Below are 16,984 nucleotides of genomic sequence, written 5' to 3' on the forward strand. Positions count from 1 at the left end.
GAAATTTGAACTTTTAAGAGCTATCCCTGGTCATCGTCCACATCTCCCCCCACCGTCAAACTTCCTCCTGTCACTCTTTCCATTTCCGCCAAAGTAGTAATTCCCTTGAGAACCTTGAGAATTCCATCTTGTCTCATTGTAATCATTTTTTGTCTCTTGGCTTCTTTTCGGATTCCTGCTTCTCCGCCTTTCTCTTCGGAAATAACCTCCTGAAGGCGTTGATCTATCTCCAGCGCCTCAAAGACAGCCATTCTTCCCTTCAGTCCTACGTTGTTGCAAAGATCGCATCCTTTCCCTTGATAAAATTTTATGCCTTGCGATAAATCCAGGTCGTATTTCGCGACTTCTTCCGGAGGAATTTCTTCCAGTTCTTTTCGAATGCGCTCTGCCACTCCATGAGGAACGCTAATTTCTTCCTTGCAGTTGGGGCAGATTTTTCTTGCCAGCCGCTGAGCCGCCACCACGCTTAGAGAGGCCGACAAAAGAAAGGGCTCAATTCCCATGTCTACCAGCCGGGGTATGGCGCCAATTGAATTATTGGTATGGAGAGTGGAAAAAACCAGGTGCCCGGTGAGAGCCGCGTGAATGGCGAGCTCCGCTGTTTCACCATCTCTGATTTCTCCCACCATGATAATGTTGGGATCCTGGCGCAATATTGAACGCAGGCCGCTGGCAAAGGTATAGCCGATTTCCGGCTTTATCTGGCTTTGATTGACTCCCTCGATGTAGTATTCTATGGGATCCTCCAGAGTTATGATGTTTCTTTCTTCCTGATTGAGCACTTGTAAAAAAGCGTAAAGAGTCGTTGATTTTCCCGAGCCGGTGGGGCCGGTGATAAGAATAATTCCGTACGGCTCCCGGATTCTTTTGTTTAAAATCTCCATATTTCTTCCGATCAGTCCCAGCACTCCGAAATCAAGCAGTCCTTCTTCCCTGTCCAGCACTCGAATCACCACTTTCTCGCCGTCGATGACCGGAAGAGTTGAGACCCTGAAGTCAATTGTCCTCCCTTGTTCCTTAACTTTAAAGCGGCCGTCTTGCGGTTTTCTCCTTTCATCGATTTTTAAATTGGAAAGGATCTTGATTCGCGACACAATGACTTTCCCAACCTCTTTCGGCAACACCAGAGAGGAGTGAAGCACGCCGTCCATCCGGAAGCGCACGCGGTAATTTTCATCCATTGGTTCGATGTGAACGTCACTAGCCCGTCCGTCAATCGCGTGATTGATAATTACCTGGACGAGTTTTGAGACCGGGGCATCTTGAATGACTTCTTCAATTCGGCCTCCGACTGGCTCCCTTTTTAATCGAAAGTCCTCGACTTCTTCTTTGAGCGATTGGATCACTTCTTCAACCGCTTTCTCCGTGCTGCTATATTGGGCGATGATATCCTGAAATGTTTGAAGGGAGATCAAATATATCTCTATCTCTAACTTCTCTTTTTCGGTAATGAAACGCAGGATATTGAGTGCTTCGATATCCTGGGGATTGACCATGGCTACTTTAAGCAGGCGCTCCTTCTTCTCAAACGCTGCCAGATGCTGTTCCCGCGCCACGTCTTCAGGAATTAAATTGATAACTTTTTTTTCAATTTTATTCGGCGCTTCAGGCAAAAACAAAACTCCAAAGGCCTTAGCTCTTTCCTCTATTGACCCTTCTTGAAGCAAGCTGCTGCCTGCCTGTCTCTTGTTATTTTTTTTAGCAACGCGCTGGGAAAAATTCATTGGACGGAAGAATTTAGGGAAGAAAAGGATTAGCTTTGCCTTGGTCGCCGATTTCTAAAACAGGAATTTTTTTCGAAACAAGGTTGGTTAGTTTTTGGTAAGGAGCGAAATCGAATGATGATTGGGAAAAAATCGGCGCTGAATAATTCCTGCCGATGCGAACTTCGGACATATACCCGAAGTTAATTTCCGCTGTCAAGGACAAAATTCCCGGGCCAGTGCCGGCGGCCGACGGCTTGGCGCCAGGAGTCGCCTGACTTGTTTCCTCTTCCGAAGAAGAAATTGAAACGGAGGCGAGGTTGTGGAACATTTCCATTTTATAGACCTCTTCCAAAAATGTCCTGATGTTCTCGTAACTGCCTACCAGATTTGCCTCGATTTTAATCATCCGAATCTTATTTCCTTCTAACAGGCCTACTGACGTCCCCGGCTTATTTTCCGGAGCCCCAGAAAACAGAACTTCTTTGCTGGTCGATTCAGCCGTTGAGCCAGTTGGAATTTCTGTCGCTTCTTCTTTGACCTCCTTCAGGGATAAATTAACCAAAGACAATCCCGAATTAGAAGCCAAATAATTCATTCCGTCAATAATTCTTTCCTCGCTTTTCGCCAGAGGAAGGTAGCTAAGTACAAAACTCTCTTTATCTTGATTCTGGCTAAGAGCGCTTTTTAGATTTTCTATGTTATTTTTCTTTTCATTAATGCTCGCCAAAACCTTCTTGCTTTCATCCAGTTCCTGCTTTGCCTTCAGTGCCGAGTTTAGTTCCGGCCAAGCGTAGGCTATGAAAATAACAATCGCCAGAGCCAGCGCGGCTGGAAAGATTAATATTTTGATTCGCATTTTTTTGTTTTTCCCGATTACTAGTTTTCCGGGAGATTTTACTTCCCTAAAACTAAAATCAAGAGGTTTTTAAATTAAAATTAATGAACTTAGCAAAATGCGTCACCATTTTTCCCTTTTGATCATGCCTACAGCTAAAAATTCATTCCCAAAGTAATCAGAACTTTTCCTTCTTTGCTTCGGGAGATGGCAGTTACTTTAACATTGTTGAAATAATCGGACTTTTTGAAACTCAATACTTGTTTCGCCGCGGTAAGGAAATTATCAGAAGCAATTTCCAAAATTAGCGATCCGGAAGTGCTTTTAAGCGATTGGACAACTGACCCTTGAATCATTGACTGGCTTGTTTGCTTAAGCATTTCATTGGAATTTACCTCGGAGGAGATGCTTTTTTCAATTTGTAGCATCCTTTGCTGAAAATCGGCTATTCTGTCTACGTCTTTTCCTTCTAGGTTTCTTGCTCCGGCGGCAATTTTTTCATTGACCACCTTGGTCTCTGAATTCAGCCACATAGTCGCGCCTTTGAGCGCTCCGAAAATTAGAAGAGTAATGATTAAAACAGCAAGGGAAATGTAAATTCCTTTGTCAACGGGGTCGACTTTCCTCGCTCCCGCCTTTCCCTGCTGCATCGGTTGAGAGAGATTAATAGCAGTCATTGTTTTGTTTTATTTGTTAAAAATTATGACTAAATCAAAGTTCTCAGCTTCGCTGATATTCCTCAATGCCTCGCAGAGCCAATCCCAGAGCCACTGAATAGGATGTTCCCATTTTTTTAACTACGGAAGACAGTTGTTCACTAACAATAATTTTCTTCCACGGATTGCCCAGCGAAGAACGAATTTCCAAGGTTTTAGAAAAATATTCATCAATACCTTTCAGTTTTGCCGATCCACCTGAAAGAATAACTCCGTCTATTCTTGCGTCTCTGCCTCTCTCGCGGTAGGCGGAAATAATGCGCAGTGATTCATTGGCAATCATCTCCAGCGTTGGAATAATAATAGACGACTCCTTGCTGTTTAAAAGATCCTTCCCTTCTTTCTTGAATGCCTCCGCCCGCTGCTTGGAGATATTTATGCTGTCGGCAATCGTGTTAGTAACTTCATTGCCCCCGGCGTCAATGTTCCGGTTAACTTTGACGATTCCCTTATCCACCAGCATAATATTGGTTGCCCGGGCGCCAATGTCAATAATTAAGAAAGTTCCCAAATCATCGCCTACCAGGGATCGGGCCAGAGAAAACGTTTCGAGTTCTATGGCTTTAACAGCCAGCCCTGTACCGCGAACGATGCTTTCATAGCGAGCTACCTCTTTGTTGGGAGCCGCTACCAATAAAACCTGGACTTTTCGAGCGGGATTTTTCTTTCCCAGCAGTTCGTTTTCTTCTTCCTTAGAAACAAAGTCCCACCCGAGAGAAATTTCACTAAGAGGAGTAGGAATGTATTTGTGGGCTTCGAACTGGATGGCTTTTTCCAGTTCTTCCCGCTTCATGGCCGGGAAATCAATAAGAACGACCAGCCCACTAAAGCCCGGCATGGAAACATAAGCCGAATTGGACTTTAGTTCCATCCGCTTAACCAGATCTTTGAGGCGAATCTTCAGCTTATCATCAAAAGAGAGAAGTTTTACTTCTTTTCCATTGCTATCAAGGGATAAGCCGAGCTCAATCCACCCGTAATTAACAAGGTGCGCCTTCTGGTTTTTGAGCGTCAGTTCAACTATTTTGACAGCCGAAGTCCCGAAGTCAATACCTAAAAAATAATTCTTTCTAAAAAAATTAAACATTCTGTTTTTGTTTTAGCTCAACAGCCATAAACAGAAAGGCAATTGTTCTTCCTGTTTAGTTTATAATACCACATCTTGACCAGTCAATCAAATATTTTAGTTATCCACAGTACACCCCTACACCAATTCCAGGTAAGACCTGAAGTAACTTAAAGTCGTAAGGCGAAGCCGCCTATCAGCTTTAGTAATCGATTACCAAGGGTCTTTATAAGAATTGGTTAGGGGTAAAGAACTTGAAGCGCCTACCTCGCCGGTAGGCGAGTCAGTAAGGCAGATAGATATGTGGGGATTAATCATTGACACCTGCCAGCAACAAAATACACTGAAATCAAATGCTGGCGAAGATAAAAAAATTCATTCTGGACACTTTATTTCCCGTTTCCTGCCTCTCCTGCGGAAAACCTGATGAGTGGATATGCGAGGAATGCTTTTCTAAAATCCCGTCGCTTCGCGACCAGGTTTGTCCCTGGTGCGAAAAAATTCCCACTCCCGAAGGACGGGTGTGTTTTGCCTGCCGGAAAAAATCCTCGCTGGACGGCCTGCTGGTCGCTTCTTCTTATCAAAATAAGCTAGTAGCCGCCGCGGTCCATCACTACAAGTATCATTTTCTAGAAAATCTCTCCCTTCCGCTGGGAAGAATTCTCATCCAGGCAATCTTAGATTCTGGGTCTCCCCTTCCGGATATGATCGTTCCGGTTCCGCTTCACCCGCGGCGCCTGCGCTGGCGTGGATTCAACCAGGCCGGACTCCTGGCTGATTATTTAAGTTCCAATTTAACGCCGGGTTTTGCCATTCCGGTTTTCAATAATTTAATTGTCCGCCAGCGCTACACTCCGCCCCAGATGAAAATAAAAAACTATTCCCGAAGAAATAAGAACATCGAAAATGCTTTCGGCATAAATAAAAAAGAGTATGGAAAAAAATTTTTAGAGAGTAAACATATTCTGCTTGTCGATGACATCGCCACCACCGGAGCAACTCTTTTTGAATGTGCCAGCGTTTTGAAAAAAGCCGGCGCAAAAGTTGTTTTCGCCACTGTGATTGCCAGACAGGAATATTCAAAAAAGTGAAGCGCGCCCCGACCTTACAGTCGGGGTTTTAGCCCTTTCAGTTTTCGGAGCGCGGAACCCCGCACCGAAAGCTGCCTGAAGGCCATTTATCACACGAGCTGACGATCGTGGTTTTCTGGTGCGTGGGTAAAGCTTTGATTTAAAAACATTGGAAAAAGTACAAAACTAAGTTATAATTGTTCCGAGGAAGGGTGGCTGAGCGGCTGAAAGCAGCACACTGCTAATGTGTTGAGCTCGAAAGGGCTCCGTGAGTTCGAATCTCACCCCTTCCGCCAATTTTCAAAATTAGGGTTTTGGGCGATTGCCCTCAAGCAATTTCCAACCATAAACAATATAATCATTTCAATAAACGGCCAGACCGAAGACATTTTACAGCCGTAATTGGCTTGAGGCGGGCGCTATTGACATTTTTCCCTATTGTGCTATTATGCATTCCAGGTGATTATTTCGATTAGTTTTCTAGTTTAGTTTAAATAAATTTAGATAAGCTATAAGAGTAGGTCACCAAAATCATTATCCCGTCTTTTTCAGAAAAAGATCGGGACAAGCTAGAAAGAGAGGTGACTTTACTTAAAATGGCTTATCAAGACAACACTAACCGCCCTCCTCGACAAATGTTCGACATTTCTGCGCTGAATATTACCTGCGCTGAATGCGGCACCGCAATTACCGAGCTTCCTTTTCAGCCAACTGAAAAAGAAGATGGGACTTACGGACGGCTTTATTGCTACGAATGCAATAAGCAAAGGATGAAAAGCCGAGGGCCCCGTAGGGACTTCGGAGGCGGAAAAGGTCGTTACTAATATCTCAAGTATTTTTAGCGATAACAAAAAACGGCTTTCGGGCCGTTTTTTGATTGACCAAAAATTGGCGGAAGGGGTGAGATTCGTCCCGCACCTTTACCTTTTTAGACTCGTTCTTAATTTGCTATTTAATTCTTCTAACTGGTTTTTGATGCGGAAGAGGAGGGATTCGAACCCCCGAGGCCTTTGCAAACCTAACGGTTTTTCGCGACCCTGCACCAAAAATGCTCGCGGAAGCGGGAGGATTCGAACCTCCGGTGCCCTTGCGGACACAACAGTTTTTCTCGACCCCGTAAGAAAGCGGAAGGGGTGAGATTCGAACTCACGGTACCGTTTCCGATACGACAGTTTTCAAGACTGTTCCCTTAAACCACTCGGGCACCCTTCCGCTTTTCTACGGGGCAAGCTGGTGCCTTACCATTCGGCGCAACCCTCCATTTTTTGGTGCGGGGCAAGCCGCCTCATTCCTGCCTGCCGGCAGGTAGGCAACCACTCTGGCACTCTTCCTTACTTAAAAGGTGCGGGATTCAAGACTGTTCCCTTAAACCACTCGGGCACTCTTCCGCTCTATACGGGACAAGCAGGTACGTTAAACCACTCCGGCACGCTTTCATTATTTACAGTTTAATGACCATAAAATCAATGTTATCAGCTAGCACTCCCTCTGTAAATATGTTACAGTTATTATATTCAACTGGCAATTCTATGACTCTAGACATTAAAAAAAGAGTATCGCAAGAAAAAGATGAAGAAATTGAAAGCTTTTTTCAAGATCCGTCATCACAGTACGAGGAGGAATTATTAGAATCGCCTGATAATCCATTACTCGAAGAACATTCTCGCGACGTGCTCCTCCATTGGAGGGCGCCGGAATACGAGATCCACCAATGGAACCGCAAATGGTATCTCGCCGCCACCTTGATTTTGGCCGCTATTATTGTTTACGCCCTGATTAGCAACAGCCCGATTATGGCCATCACTTTTATTTTAGTTGGCATCGTTGGCTATTTGTATCTTCAAAAAGATCCGCGGGTTTTGGACTTCATGATAACCCCGGAAGGAATAATCGTTGGGGACGAAATATACGAGTTTGAAAATATCCAGTCATTCTGGATTTTCTACAAGCCCTACGTGATGAAAGTTATCAGTTTGCGCGTCAAGGGCAAGCTTGTTCCCCATGTTCACATTCCCGTTCACGACCAGGATCCGGTGAAAATCCGAGAAATACTGCTGGAGTTTATTCCCGAGAAAAAACAGGAACTGACTCTAGTGGATACAATTGAGAAAGTTTTAAGATTATAACTGGCCGCGCTTGGCAGGAATCGGATCCCACACCTTTTTGCGTCCTCAAGAGGATTCGAACCTCCGGCCTTCGGCTCCGCAAGCCGACGCTCTATCCAGCTGAGCTATGAGGACAAGAAAAGGTGAGGGACAAGCCTGCTTTGTTATAAGCAACTTTATCCCGCACTAAAGCGTAGCTTTTGGTGCGGGGCACACGCTCTACCTGCCCCGTAGTTTCCGATGTCGCATCGGAATACTTCGGGGTCCACTGAGCTACAAGCGCATTATTATTTTTTATGAATTAAACCTGCGACCTCCCCGTAGCCGCGAAGCATTCCTAAATCATAAGGACTGACTTTTGCTTTTACCAGAGGAATTATTCTGCCGTTGAAATAGCAGTAATTTGGCATAAGACAATTATACTAAAATACCCACTCAGCGCAAATCCGGCAGGTTGACATTTGGAAAAAACCGTGCTAAGGTAAAGTTATTGAGGGGGAAAGTTCTTTAAGAAAGGAGGTAAAAAAAATTCAGTACTGGTTAGCAGGGGAAATTATAAAAACAATTTATGTTTGGTGACGGAGGATTTTATGCACGGTATGATAAGAGTTAAGGGAGATGTGAAAGCTGTGCTAGGAACATGCACAAGGAAAGTGCTGGGATATAACCCTAGCACAGAAGAATTACTCCTGCAGAAATTAAACGCGAAGGGAGGTGAAGAAAAGGAAGACGAAGGATTTGTTTTGTCCATCGATAGAGTCACCTATGTAGATGTAACAAAACTACCAAGCTGAAAGCCGAGTTCTCTTTCTTAAGAGAGGGGTTGCAACCATAAATTCATGAGCCCCTCTTATTGAGGAGAAAACTGCCAAGGACGGTCTAAGGCGACGGGTGAAAGTTTTTCATCTGTCGCCCCTCCTCTAATTTTCTTGTAGGTCTCAACATTGTTGGGACTTTTTTATTTTTTAAATACTAGATGCAAAATACCAAATACTATATACTTCAACTATGATTACTCTTGAAACTCCTCTCAAAAATCTCCCCCGCATCGGTCCGAAATATGTTAAAAACCTGAAAAAACTCGGCATCGCGACTGTCGGAGATCTGCTTTTCCATTTTCCTTTCCGCTATGATGACTACTCCAAAATCTTGCCGGTTTCTTCTTCTTCCCGGGGCGATACAGTAACCGTTGAGGGAGAAATCATTGAAAGCCGGACTACCCGCACCTGGAAACGAAAAATGTTTTTGACTGAAATCCTGCTCAAAGATGATTCCGGAACTATCCGGGCTTTGTGGTTCAATCAGCCGTATCTGGCCGAAAACTTGACTGAAGGAAAAAAGATCAGGATCAGCGGAAAAATAACAGGCGACGCCAGCGGACTTTACTTTTCCAATCCGGCTTGGGAACTGGCTTCGCGCGCTCCTACTAACACCGGTCGGCTGGTGCCGGTCTATCCGGAAACTGAAGGCGTAACCTCGCGCTGGCTCCGCTGGCAAATCCAATTTCTCCTAAAGTTCAACTTTAGGATAAGCGATCCGGTACCGGAAAAAATTCTCAAGAAATTAAATCTTCCGGGAACAGACAAGGCCATAAATTACATCCATTTTCCCGACACACTTGACCACGCTCTCGTCGCCCAAAAAAGATTCGCTTTCGAAGAAATGTTTTTGGTACAGCTTAAGTCCCTGCAAATTCGTTCCAGCTGGCAAAAAGAGCAGGCGGTAAAAATCAAATTTAATGAAAAGCTGATTAAGAATTTTGTAAAAAAACTTCCTTTCAAACTCACCGACGCCCAGCGAAAATCAGCTTTTGAAATCCTGAAAGACCTCGAAAAATCCCGGCCAATGAACCGGCTGCTTAACGGCGACGTGGGATCGGGCAAGACAGTCGTAGCCGCCGTTGCTTCTTTGCAGGCGATTAACAAGGGATATCAAGTCGCTATTATGGCACCGACCGAGGTTTTGGCTAGGCAGCATTTTGATAGTTTTATTAAGTTATTCTCCAGTTACAAAATAAATATTGGACTTCTTACAAATTCATATAAGATGATAACTTGTCATCCCGAACTTGTTTCGGGATCTAATAATAAGATGCTGAAACACCTGCCCGCATCGCTATGCGAAGCATTGCAGGCGGGAGTTCAGCATGATACCAGAACAAATCTCCTCAAAAAAATCCAATCCAGCCAAATTAATCTTGTCATAGGCACTCACGCCCTTATTCAAGAAGATATCCGTTTCAAAAATCTGGCTTTAATTATTGTTGATGAACAGCACCGCTTCGGCGTCACCCAGCGGGCTTATTTGCAACAGAAATCTTCTGAAATAAACGACGGGCTTCCGGAAAAAATCCCTCACTTCTTAACTATGACCGCCACTCCCATACCCCGCACTCTGGCTCTGGCTTTTTTTGGAAATTTAGATATCTCAATCCTGGACGAAATGCCCGCCGAGCGCAAAAAAATAATCACCGGGATTGTCAATCCTGTTGAAAGAAATAAAACTTATGAATTCATTCGTGCTGAAATTAAAAAAGGCCGCCAGTGTTTTATTATCCTGCCTTTAGTGGAAGAGTCAGAAATACTAACTGAAGTGAAAGCGGCTGTTCAGGAATATGAGCGGCTGTCCCGAGAAATTTTTTCTGATCTTAAGCTCGGCCTTATTCACGGCCGGCTAAAGGCCGATGAAAAGGAAAAGGTGATGCGGGAGTTTGCCGGGAAAAAAATTGACATCTTGGTTGCCACTCCGGTTGTGGAAGTAGGAATTGACATTCCCAACGCCACCGCGATGATTATTGAGGACGCTGACCGCTTTGGATTATCCCAGCTCCACCAATTCAGGGGAAGAATCGGCCGGGGCAAATACCAGTCATACTGCTTTTTATTCACCAGCAGCAATTCTTCAAATGTCAGAGCAAGATTGAAGGCGCTGGTTGAAAGTGAAGACGGCTTTAAGATAGCCGAGAAAGATTTGGAACTTCGCGGTCCGGGAGAATTTTTCGGCACCCGCCAGTCGGGCCTTCCTGACATCGCCATGGAAAATCTGGCTAACGTTCGCCTTATCCAAATCGCCCGCGAAGAAGCGCAGGAATTGCTTAAATCTGATCCGCCGTTAAAAAATTATCCCTACCTTAAAAAAGCTTTGCAAAAATTTGAGCAAGAAATTCATTTGGAATGAGTTATTAGAATAAACTACAAAGATACCATATTTCATTATACTGCGGCCGCAGTATAATGAAATAAATCTTCAGGATGGAAAATTTATAATTTGGTGTTGAAAATAAAGAGGAACTTAAGTAAAATGTAGTTAAGTAAACATATGCAAATTGACTCTAAAATTTTCAAGGCCTACGATATCCGGGGAATTTATCCCGACGAAATTAACGAGCAAGACGCCTACAAAATCGCCAAGGCCTTTTGCGAATACCTGAAACCCAAAAATGTCGTCATTGGCAGCGACGTGCGCTTGTCGTCTCCTTCGCTTAAGCAAGCAACTGTAAAAGCAGTAACTGATGCTAGAATAAAAGTGATAGATGTCGGAATTATTTCCACTGACATGCTTTATTTTGCTGTCGCTAATTACGGCTACGCCGGCGGTTTTTCCATCACCGCTTCGCACAATCCGAAAGAATACAATGGAATAAAATTCGTGCGTGAGGGCTCAAGGCCCATTTCATCTGATACGGGGTTATTCGATATCAGGGACATTGCGTTTCGTAATAATTCACCACTTACTACTGACAACCTCCGACTTAATGAAGAAAATTTAAAACTTATTGAAAAGAAGGATATTTTGGATGATTATATTAAAAAAATTAAAACTTTTGCTGACTTTTCAAAGTTTAGAAAGTTTAAAATCGTCGCCAATCCTAACTTCGGAGCAGCCGGAAAAACACTGGATAAACTTTTAGAAGGGACAGGAATAGAAATTGTAAAGCTCAATTATGAACCGGACGGAAATTTTCCCAAAGGCCGACCGGATCCGCTTATTCCTGAAAACCGGAAAGAGATATCAAAATTAATTATTGATTCTGGAGCAGATTTTGGCGTTGCCTGGGATGCCGACGCCGACCGCTGTTTCTTTTTCACCGAGAAAGGAGAATTTATTGAGGGATACTTTATTACCGCGTTTCTGGCTAAAATTTTTCTTGAACGCTATCCTGGATCAAAAATAATCCACGACACTCGCCTTACTTGGGCGATTGAAGATACTGTCAAGGAAAATGGCGGAATTGATATCGCCACTAAAGCCGGACACGCTTTTATCAAAGAGCGGATGCGGAAAGAAAATGCGGTCTTCGGCGGCGAAATGAGTGCTCATTATTATTTCCGCGATTACTGGTTTTGCGACAACGGGATGATACCGCTCGTTATGATGCTAGAATTTCTTTCGGGGCAGGAAAAAACACTTTCCCAGATTATGCGGGAAATGTTCTGGAATAAATATTATGTTTCCGGCGAAATTAACAGCGAGGTGCCGGATGTCAAAACTATTTTAGAAAAAGCGGAAAACGCCTATTTTAACGGCGCAATTAAAGTTGACAGGGCTGACGGAATTTCAATTGATTTCCCCGACTGGCGCTTCAACCTCCGCGGCTCCAACACCGAGCCGGTGATTCGGCTTAATGTGGAGGCCGAAACCAAAGAAAAGATGGAAGAAAAAAGAGATGAGCTGTTGAAGACAATCCAGAGTTAAGCTTCTAGCTTATAGAAAAATTTCAGGAGCTCAATTTTTTGAGCTCCTTTTTGAAATCTTTATGGCCCGAGTATCAAACAGAGGAAAACTATAATTATTAGCGCAACTACTGACATCTTATAGCTTTCTTTGTTTCTTGCTATTCTCCCTTTTCTCATTTTACTTCTCCTTTTCTTATGCAGGCGTTTTTACAAAAGACCGATTTTCTTTTTCACTTCAGCCAGTTTTGCTGAAGCCATCGGGCGTACTTTTTCCGCACCTTGTTGCAAAATTGCTAAAACTTTTTCATCAGAAATATCATAAAAATTCTTCTGAAAGGGCTCAAGAAAGTCAATTATCTCATCAGCTAGATTTTGCTTAAATTCGGCATACCCCTTCCCAACATATTTCTTCTCAATCTCCTTGACCGATTTTCCGGAAAGCACAGAGTAAATATTGATTAAGTTTTTCAGCGCCGGCTTGTCATCGCGATAGACAATTTCTTTTCCGGAGTCTGTAACTGCCTTTTTAATTTTATTCTTTACTGCCTCCGGACCATCCAAAAGGCCAACATAATTATAAATACTAGCTGCCGATTTACTCATCTTTTTGGCCGGATCATCCAGTCCCATAATCCGCATTCCTTCTTTAGTAATATAAGGTTCAGGAATAATAAAGGTTTCTCCGAATTTTTGATTAAACCTGTGAGCTAAAGTCCTGGTAATTTCAATATGCTGCAATTGGTCTTCGCCAACTGGAACTAAATTTGCGTCGTATAACAATATGTCCGACGCCATCAAAACCGGATAATCAAAAAGTCCCATAGCGACACTTTCTTTATTTTTTCCGGCTTTGTCTTTAAATTGCGTCATCCGTTCCAATTCAGAAATTTTCGTAATCGTATTCAAAATCCAAGTCAGTTCCACGTGCTCCGGAATATGCGATTGTACAAAGATCGTTGATTTTTTCGGATCAATTCCGGCGGCTAGATATATTTTAGCGACTTCAATTGTTTTTTTTCGTAATTCTTCCGGATCTTGGGGAACAGTGATAGCGTGAAGGTCCACCACGCAAAAAATCGAGTCATACTCATCTTGAAGTTTAACCCAACTTTTAATGGCGCCCAGATAATTTCCAATATGCAGATTTCCGCTCGGCTGTACGCCGGAAAAGATACGTTTCATAAATTGTCTGAAATATAAAGCATTACTGTATACATAATACCTTATACATTATACTTTATACAAGTATCTATACTTCAATTACCACGGGAAGTATCATTGGCCTTCGTTGCGTCTTCTGATAGAGAAACGATCCCACTGATTCGCGGATATTGTTTTTGATGTAATCCCAGTTGATGTTTGATTCCGGCGAAGTTTTTTCGCGGATGATTTTTTCAACCACGCGCTTGGTGGCGTTCACCAGATCAAAATTTTCTTTGACATAAATAAACCCGCGCGAAGTCACCTGGGGAACACCGATGATTTTCTTGGTTTTACTGTCAATGATTACGACAATGGTAAACATTCCGTCGCGAGCCAGCACCTGGCGGTCGCGAAGAACCACTTCTCCGACGTCTCCCACTCCCAGTCCGTCAACCATAATATTGTTGGTTGGGACTTTTTCGCCGGTAATCCTTCCCCGTTTTTCCCGGTCAAGCTCAATTACCTTGCCATTCTCTCCGATGAGAATCTGTTCCGGTTTCATTCCCACTGTCATTCCCAGTTCCCCGTGAAGTTTGAGCATATAGTAAGTGCCGTGAACAGGTATCAAATAGCGCGGGCGAATAAGATTAATCATCATTTTGAGATCTTCCTGGCGGGCGTGTCCCCCGGCATGAACGTCCATCATCTGATAATGAATGATTTTAGCTCCCCGCCGGTACAAAGTATCTTTCACACCTTGAACTGTCCGCTCATTTCCCGGAATTACCGAGGAAGAGAAAATGACAATATCCCCTTCGTGAATTTTCACAAACCGGTGTTCGTTGTTGACGATGCGCATCAGCACCGCGTTGGCTTCTCCCTGCGCTCCGGTGCAAAGAATAACAACTTTATTGTCCGGATAATCGCTTATCCTGTTAATCGGAATGAGCGTGCCTTTTTTCATTTTGAGATACCCTAAGGTCTTGGCAATTTCCACGTTAGTCCGCATTGAATATCCGTCAACCGCTACCCGCCTTCCATACTTTTCTGCAACTTCAATGACTATCTGGATCCGGCTGATGAGGGCGGCAAAAGTCGCCACAATCACCCGGCCGGGAGCATGCTCAATAATTTCTCCGATGGTTTTCCCAATACTTCCTTCGGAAATTGAATAGCCTTCGGTTTGGCTGTCGGTGCTGTCGGATAAAAGCGCCAACACCCCTTCGGAGCCGATGCGGGCGATTTTAGCGATATCGGCCGGTTCGTCAATCACTGGAGAGTGATCAAATTTAAAGTCCCCGGTATGCACCAGTGTTCCCACCGGGGTTTTGATCGCCAGCCCTACTGATCCGGGAATAGTGTGATTAACATGGAAAAATTCCACTTCAAAAATGCCGAGCCGGATTTTGTCTGATTTCTTGACCACATGAATGTTAAGCGGAGCAGAATCCTTGAAATCCTCCTGGCGTTTCATTACAATTCCTCGGGTCAGTTCCGTCGCGTAAAGCGGCGGATTTCCCAGCCGCGGGATAAGATGCGGAATGGCTCCAATGTGATCGTAATGGCCGTGAGTAATAACCACGCCCCGGATATTTTTCTCCTTTCCTTGAAGATAAGAAATGTCGGGAATAATGTAGTCCACTCCCGGCATATCCTGGTCTGGAAACTGAAGGCCCATATCAACAATTATAATGTCCTGGTTATATTCAAAGATAGTCATATTGCGGCCGATTTCCTCAAGGCCTCCGAGTGGAATAACACGCAACCGTTGTTTGCCAAAGCCCTGCGCGGCAATTTCCGACGCGCGGATAAGGCGAATTTTTTGCCGTTGTCTTTTTCGTATCATACTCATTTGAAAATGTAACGTACAATTTATAAATTTTAAAAAATAAACCGCACGTTATATAAATAAAAATTACAAGATTAATTAATGAAGTGGGGATGGGGAGAGTTGAACTCCCACGATCTTGCGATCATAGCGCTCTGAACGCTACGTGTCTGCCAGTTCCACCACATCCCCTTTTTTGATATTTTTTAAGCTAGCGCGCTTGCTCCGTCGTCCGATATGACATCGGACTTTACGGGGTATACCAACTTGTCCCGCACCATCCCGCTAAGCGGGATTGGTGCGTGGATTCCGCCACACGCCCAATTTAAAAAACGAAGAATAAGTCCTAAAGGGACCAGTTAAAGTAAGTTAAAAGATTTGAAAAAGAAGCATTTATTAAAATATGGAAGAAATCCTAGTGTCTATATGATAGCATACCTATTTCAATTTGTCAATGTTGCGGTTATAGACATCATCGTAGCGAATAATGTCGTCCTCTTCCAGATATTCTCCCGTTTGCACTTCCACCATCTCTAAATTTATTTCTCCTGGATTTTCAAGGCGGTGTTTGGCAAGCCTTGGAATAAAAGTGCTTTCGTTTTCATGCAGAATTAATTTTTTATCTCCATTGACTACTCCAGCAGTTCCTTTTACAACGACCCAGTGTTCAACGCGGCGGTTGTGGGCCTGCAAACTTAATTTTGCTCCGGGATAAACAAGTATCTTTTTTACCTTGTAAGTCGGCTGGTCAATGAGGACTTCGTATTTTCCCCAGGGGCGCTGGACAACAATGTTGTGCTCCAATTCTTTCAGATTTTTTTCTTTCAGATATTCAACAATCTTTTTTACATCTTCTCCTCGACCTTGCTTTTGCACCAATATGCTGTCGGAGGTTTCAATTATATTCATATCTTCCACTCCCAGTGTGGCAACCAATCTGTTGCTGTCGCTATGAACAAAGATATTTCTGGAATCAATGCCGATATGTTTAGGATTGGGATCCTTGAGCGCCAGTTCCGCCAAACTGTCAAAGGAGCCGATGTCGTTCCAGCTGAATTCGCCCTCAAATACTATGACCTTTTTGGATTTTTCAGAAATTGCATAGTCAATGGAAATGGAGGGCAGAGTGCTGAATCTTTCCAAAAACGATTCATAACTTTGAGCCATCAAGGAATATATTTCCGGCGAATACGCGCGCAGTTCTTCGGTAAAAGTCCGGGCGTTGAAAATATACATACCCGAATTCCATACGTATTCCCCGCTTTCCAGGTATTTTTCAGCCGTGGCTTTGTCCGGTTTTTCTTTAAATTCCAAGACCTTGTAATAACTATTTGCTTTTTCTCCCTTTTTAATATAGCCGTATCCGGTTTCCGGTTTAGCGGGAGTGATGCCAATTGTCCCAATATTGCTGCCTACTTCATTAGTCGCTTTTTCTACAACTTCCAAATACTTTTTTTTGTTGCCTATATAATGATCGGATGGCAAAAATAAAACAGGTTCGTCTTCCGGCACCTTGGCCTTTTCCGACAAATGTTTCACGGCGTAAGTTATGGCCGGAGCTGTGTTTAAACTGGCAGGTTCGGTGAGAATTTGCTCCTGGCGGTAATCCTTCTCTACTTCCTTTATCTGGTTGAAAACATTAAACAGATTGTCTCTGCTGGTTACGAAAAAAATTTTTTCTTTAGGCAGCAGATCGCGCATTCTCAAATAGGTCTCCTGAAGAAGAGACCTGTCAGAATAAAGAGAAAGGAATTGTTTGGCGAAGTTTTTGCGGGAAAGCGGCCAGAGGCGGGTGCCTGAACCGCCGCAAAGAATGACGCTGTACATAGTTTATTGCGT

Annotated in this window: 14 protein-coding genes and 4 tRNA genes; 7 read left to right on the top strand and 11 right to left on the bottom strand. The window is 43.7% G+C overall.

Annotation, left to right across the window (positions count from 1 at the left end; all coding sequences use genetic code 11):
- Nucleotides 1–20 precede the first annotated feature (20 nt).
- The 4 genes from NT136_02045 to pilM all read right to left on the bottom strand — a co-directional run bounded on the left by NT136_02045 (nt 21) and on the right by pilM (nt 4,344).
- Nucleotides 21–1,724: a GspE/PulE family protein gene (locus NT136_02045; protein ID MCX6765720.1), complete on the bottom strand. Its 1,704-nt coding sequence runs from the start codon at nt 1,722–1,724 to the stop codon at nt 21–23.
- 13 nt (nt 1,725–1,737) lie between these two features.
- Nucleotides 1,738–2,562, bottom strand: coding sequence for a hypothetical protein (locus NT136_02050; GenBank protein ID MCX6765721.1), 825 nt, complete (start codon nt 2,560–2,562; stop codon nt 1,738–1,740).
- Nucleotides 2,563–2,696: 134 nt separating this feature from the next.
- Nucleotides 2,697–3,218 (bottom strand): hypothetical protein, encoded by a 522-nt coding sequence (locus NT136_02055; protein ID MCX6765722.1) that lies wholly within the window; start codon nt 3,216–3,218, stop codon nt 2,697–2,699.
- A gap of 43 nt (nt 3,219–3,261) precedes the next feature.
- The gene (gene pilM, locus NT136_02060) at nt 3,262–4,344 is read right to left on the bottom strand and encodes a type IV pilus assembly protein PilM (GenBank protein ID MCX6765723.1); all 1,083 of its coding nucleotides are present in this window, start codon (nt 4,342–4,344) and stop codon (nt 3,262–3,264) included.
- A gap of 332 nt (nt 4,345–4,676) precedes the next feature.
- On the opposite strand from pilM, the gene NT136_02065 reads away from it, so the two are divergent.
- From NT136_02065 to NT136_02075, 3 genes are all read left to right on the top strand, one after another.
- The gene (locus tag NT136_02065) at nt 4,677–5,414 is read left to right on the top strand and encodes a ComF family protein (GenBank protein ID MCX6765724.1); all 738 of its coding nucleotides are present in this window, start codon (nt 4,677–4,679) and stop codon (nt 5,412–5,414) included.
- A gap of 185 nt (nt 5,415–5,599) precedes the next feature.
- Nucleotides 5,600–5,689, top strand: a tRNA-Ser gene (locus NT136_02070).
- Between the two features lie 285 nt (nt 5,690–5,974).
- Nucleotides 5,975–6,217, top strand: coding sequence for a hypothetical protein (locus NT136_02075; protein ID MCX6765725.1), 243 nt, complete (start codon nt 5,975–5,977; stop codon nt 6,215–6,217).
- 301 nt (nt 6,218–6,518) lie between these two features.
- Here NT136_02075 and NT136_02080 read toward each other — a convergent pair.
- Nucleotides 6,519–6,605: transfer RNA gene (locus NT136_02080), tRNA-Ser, on the bottom strand.
- A 284-nt stretch (nt 6,606–6,889) separates the two neighbouring features.
- On the opposite strand from NT136_02080, the gene NT136_02085 reads away from it, so the two are divergent.
- On the top strand, nt 6,890–7,519 hold the full coding sequence (locus tag NT136_02085; GenBank protein MCX6765726.1) for a hypothetical protein: 630 nt from the start codon (nt 6,890–6,892) through the stop codon (nt 7,517–7,519).
- 40 nt (nt 7,520–7,559) lie between these two features.
- On the opposite strand, the gene NT136_02090 is transcribed toward NT136_02085, so the two are convergent.
- Together NT136_02090 and NT136_02095 are read right to left on the bottom strand one after the other, a co-directional pair.
- A tRNA-Arg gene (locus NT136_02090) sits at nt 7,560–7,633 on the bottom strand.
- A gap of 152 nt (nt 7,634–7,785) precedes the next feature.
- Nucleotides 7,786–7,908: a hypothetical protein gene (locus NT136_02095; GenBank protein MCX6765727.1), complete on the bottom strand. Its 123-nt coding sequence runs from the start codon at nt 7,906–7,908 to the stop codon at nt 7,786–7,788.
- A gap of 189 nt (nt 7,909–8,097) precedes the next feature.
- Between NT136_02095 and NT136_02100 the strand changes: the two genes are divergently transcribed.
- The 3 genes from NT136_02100 to NT136_02110 all read left to right on the top strand — a co-directional run bounded on the left by NT136_02100 (nt 8,098) and on the right by NT136_02110 (nt 12,193).
- The gene (locus NT136_02100; GenBank protein MCX6765728.1) at nt 8,098–8,292 is read left to right on the top strand and encodes a hypothetical protein; all 195 of its coding nucleotides are present in this window, start codon (nt 8,098–8,100) and stop codon (nt 8,290–8,292) included.
- Nucleotides 8,293–8,506: 214 nt separating this feature from the next.
- Nucleotides 8,507–10,675: an ATP-dependent DNA helicase RecG gene (gene recG / locus NT136_02105; protein ID MCX6765729.1), complete on the top strand. Its 2,169-nt coding sequence runs from the start codon at nt 8,507–8,509 to the stop codon at nt 10,673–10,675.
- Between the two features lie 141 nt (nt 10,676–10,816).
- On the top strand, nt 10,817–12,193 hold the full coding sequence (locus tag NT136_02110; protein MCX6765730.1) for a phosphomannomutase/phosphoglucomutase: 1,377 nt from the start codon (nt 10,817–10,819) through the stop codon (nt 12,191–12,193).
- A gap of 188 nt (nt 12,194–12,381) precedes the next feature.
- On the opposite strand, the gene trpS is transcribed toward NT136_02110, so the two are convergent.
- The 4 genes from trpS to NT136_02130 all read right to left on the bottom strand — a co-directional run bounded on the left by trpS (nt 12,382) and on the right by NT136_02130 (nt 16,972).
- Complete coding sequence (gene trpS, locus NT136_02115) at nt 12,382–13,356, bottom strand: tryptophan--tRNA ligase (protein ID MCX6765731.1); 975 nt, start codon at nt 13,354–13,356, stop codon at nt 12,382–12,384.
- 67 nt (nt 13,357–13,423) lie between these two features.
- On the bottom strand, nt 13,424–15,163 hold the full coding sequence (locus tag NT136_02120; protein MCX6765732.1) for a ribonuclease J: 1,740 nt from the start codon (nt 15,161–15,163) through the stop codon (nt 13,424–13,426).
- A 90-nt stretch (nt 15,164–15,253) separates the two neighbouring features.
- Nucleotides 15,254–15,337: transfer RNA gene (locus NT136_02125), tRNA-Leu, on the bottom strand.
- Nucleotides 15,338–15,583: 246 nt separating this feature from the next.
- Nucleotides 15,584–16,972: a mannose-1-phosphate guanylyltransferase/mannose-6-phosphate isomerase gene (locus NT136_02130; GenBank protein MCX6765733.1), complete on the bottom strand. Its 1,389-nt coding sequence runs from the start codon at nt 16,970–16,972 to the stop codon at nt 15,584–15,586.
- Nucleotides 16,973–16,984 lie beyond the last annotated feature (12 nt).

Source organism: Candidatus Moraniibacteriota bacterium, assembly GCA_026396275.1.
Classification (GTDB): domain Bacteria; phylum Patescibacteriota; class Minisyncoccia; order Moranbacterales; family JAPLXC01; genus JAPLXC01.